This window comes from Rhodoblastus sp., from assembly GCF_041915505.1.
Lineage (GTDB): Bacteria > Pseudomonadota > Alphaproteobacteria > Rhizobiales > Beijerinckiaceae > Rhodoblastus.
In genome coordinates, this window is sequence record NZ_JAYSBG010000377.1 from 1 (window position 1) to 3,235 (window position 3,235).

Consider the following 3,235-nt stretch of genomic DNA (forward strand, 5'->3'; position numbering starts at 1 on the left):
TGCCGAATCTGGTCAATGTCTCGCTGATCTCGGATTCGCTGCAGCGCTCGGTGCGCCTGCGCATCGCCGCCGCCGCCCTGCGCTCGGTCGAGCATCGCGGCGGCCTCGACGCCTTCCTGCTCAAGGCGCGCGACGCCGAACTGTCGATCGACGCCCTCAAGCTGAAGCGCGAGATCGTCAAGAAGGCGTCGGAAGCCCAGGCTTCGGCCTGAGGCCCCTTCTATAAAGGCAAAAAAGAACGATGCGGCGGGCTGTCGGCTCCGCCGCTTTTCTTCATATTTCAGAAAGCTCGCGACGCGTTCGCGAGCTTTTTTTGCGCGCCGCCGCGCGCCGCGCCCTGTCGCGAACAATGTTAAAACAGTTTTTCTCAATGTGTTAAGCCGCCGCCCTTATCAGACATTATCGACTGCCTCGAACAAGCTGGTTGTCGATGACGGATTGAGGATGGCGGGTGATGGCGCGCGCGAACAGGATCGAGCCCAGGCGGTTTCGTTATTCCTCGCCGGTCGCCGCTTGTCTCGGCCATCTGCGCTATTCACTGCAGAATGTCGCCTTTCTTCTCGGCCTGCTTGGGCTTCTGCTCGGCGGAATCGGGCTGTGGGCGCCCTTCGTCCTTTTCGTCGTCGTCATCGTGGTTGGCAATTTCCAGATCGGGGTCGACGTCTCGGAGCCCGCCAACCCGCCCCGTTTTCTGCATGATGTCCTGCTGCGGGCGGCTCTGCCCCTGCTGCTGGCCAACGCCTTCGTGCTGGCGCATTATTTCACCACGGGCGATCCGTTCCATTTCGTCGCGGGGCTGGACAGTCTCGGCCTCGATTTCGAGGCGGCGCGGGCGTCGACGAGTCTCGGCGACAAATTGTTCGGCCTTGTCGCTCAAGGATTCTATTGGGGCGTGGCGCAGACGGCTGCCCATGAGCTCAGCCATCGTGTGAATTCGCCGCTGGATCTGGACTTGTCGGACTGGATCGGCGCCCTGGCGCTCGATCCTGCGCTGCGCCTGCATCATCCGCTCTGCCATCATCGCTATGTCGGGTTGCGGCGCGACCCGGGCACCGCCCGGCGCGGCGAAACGCTCTATCGCTTCGCCATTCGCTCCACCATCGGCAATACGCTATTCGCCGCGCGCGCCGAAGCCGCGCGTCTGCGCCGCATGAAGCGCTGGACCGTCTCGCCGCACAATCGTTTCATCGCCGCCTGGGCGATTTGCGTCCTCTATTTCGGCGTTTTCTTCGCCATTGCGGGATGGGCCGGCGGCCTGGCCTTTCTCGGCGCCGCAGCTTTCGCCCGGCTGCTGTTCGACAGCACGGCCTATGTCGAACATTACGGCTTGTTCCGGCTCGAAGGCGAAGCCATCAGCGATCGCCTGAGCTGGGACGTCTATTCCTTCTTCAGCAATACGATTCTTTACAACGCCGCGCGACATGCGGATCATCATCTCCATCCGATGCGCCATTGCGCGGATCTGAAGATCCAGCCGGGCGCGCCGCGCCTCAGCTACGCCTATATCGCGCTGGTCGCGATGTCCTTCATCCCGCCGCTCTACCGGCGCGTGATCCAGCCGCATCTCGACGGCTGGGACCGCGGCCTCGCGACGCCGGCTCATCTCGCCTACATGCGCGAAAACGACATTCCGCACGCTGAGCCTCTCGTGCCGAATGTCCTTGCGGCGTGACCGCGCCCGCTCAGAGCACGTCGACCGGCGCGCCGACCGGGACGCGTCCGTAAAGGTCGATCACATCCTCATTCATCATGCGAATGCAGCCCGAGGACACGTTCTGGCCGATGGTCCAGGGCTCGTTGGTGCCGTGGATGCGATACATCGACGAGCCGAGATAAAGCGCGCGGGCGCCGAGCGGATTTTCCGGGCCGCCCTCCATGTGGCGCGGCAGGTCGGGCCGGCGCTTGAGCATTTCCGGCGGCGGCGTCCAGCCCGGCCATTCGGCCTTGCGGCTGATGGATTTGTGGCCGGCCCAGGTGAAGCCCGGGCGGCCGACGCCGATGCCATAGCGCATGGCGCGGCCGGGCGCGGTGACGAGATAGAGATAATGGTTCGGCGTGTCGATGACGATCGAGCCGACCCGGCGGCCGGTCGGATAATCCACCTCGCGGCGATAATATTCCTGCGGAATTTCGCGGCTGGGCTGAACCGGCGCCAGAGACGCCTGCATGGAATGGTCCGGCGGGTGATTCATCAGCGCGCCGGCGGAGCCATAATCGGCCGGACGGGCGTAGACGACCGCCTGCGGCTGCGACCCGCGCGGCGCGACATGGCCGCCGGTGGCGAGAAATTCGATGAATCCGCCGCCCAGGTTCTGCGCCTGGGCCGGGGCCATTGCGGCAAGACAAAGCGTGAGGCCGCAGGCGGCGGCGCTCGCAAAATGGCGCGACTTCACGGTGAAGGACTCCTGTGCGTACTTTCGCCGTAAAGTATAATCGCTAAAATTTGAGGGGAAAGATTTGTCTGTTGTTTTGGTTAGCCAAGTCGTAATGGTAAAAGAAGTTTGAAAATCCCGCCCTTGCGGCTCAGCCGTGTCAGGATCGGGGTCATTTTCTCGACCAGCGCCCCGCGCAGGCCGGCGATGTCGAAGATGGCGACCGCCGCCGCATAAAAGCCGCCGCCGAGCGCGATCTGAACCAGCATCAGGCCAAGGCCCGGCGACCAGGCGCGCAGGGGCGCGTCGAGCGCGACCATGCCGGCGCAGGCGGCGGCCGTCAAAGCGAGGTCGCGCAGGCGCGGCCATTGCGGCTTGGTGGCGCGGGCGAAGCCGATCAGCGTGACGAAGCCGACCGCGAGCGCCAGGCTCTGGGCGATCGCGAGGCTGGAGGCGTCGTCGCCGCGCGGCAGGATCAGGATAAAGACCGGATCGGCCACGCAGGCCGCGAGCGCGGCCAGCACCAGCGGCCGGGTCTGGCGCGCGATCTGGAAGATCGGATGGATCGCGAATTGCGTCATGCCATAAAAGAACAGGCCCGGCAGCATCAGCCCGAGAAAATGGGCGAACGGGCCGCGAAAGGCCTCCGGCACGATCAGGATCTCGACCGAGGGCAGCACGATCCACAGGCCGACGCAGGCGGGGGCGAGCACGGCGAAGACGATCGCCATATTGTGCGCCACCTGCGCCTTGGCGTGGCTCTCGCCGTGGGAATCATGCGCGCGCACCGCGATCTGGAACAGCAGGACGTCGAGCGCCGAGCCAATCGCCTGCACCGCGCGCAGGCCGAGGTCATAGGCGAG

The 3,235-nt window shown here is 64.9% G+C and carries 4 protein-coding genes; 2 read left to right on the forward strand and 2 right to left on the reverse strand.

The window, feature by feature from the left end; translation table 11 throughout:
- A partial coding sequence (locus tag ACE3S9_RS17175) for a bL28 family ribosomal protein (RefSeq protein ID WP_374547701.1) occupies positions 1-212 on the forward strand: 212 nt, incomplete at its 5' end.
- 242 nt (positions 213-454) lie between these two features.
- Complete coding sequence (locus tag ACE3S9_RS17180) at positions 455-1,672, forward strand: fatty acid desaturase (RefSeq protein ID WP_374547702.1); 1,218 nt, start codon at positions 455-457, stop codon at positions 1,670-1,672.
- Between the two features lie 10 nt (positions 1,673-1,682).
- Here ACE3S9_RS17180 and ACE3S9_RS17185 read toward each other — a convergent pair whose 3' ends face one another.
- Together ACE3S9_RS17185 and ACE3S9_RS17190 are read right to left on the reverse strand one after the other, a co-directional pair.
- The gene (locus tag ACE3S9_RS17185) at positions 1,683-2,393 is read right to left on the reverse strand and encodes a L,D-transpeptidase (protein ID WP_374547703.1); all 711 of its coding nucleotides are present in this window, start codon (positions 2,391-2,393) and stop codon (positions 1,683-1,685) included.
- 80 nt (positions 2,394-2,473) lie between these two features.
- The coding region (locus tag ACE3S9_RS17190; RefSeq protein ID WP_374547704.1) for a polysaccharide biosynthesis C-terminal domain-containing protein at positions 2,474-3,235 on the reverse strand (762 nt) is incomplete at its 5' end.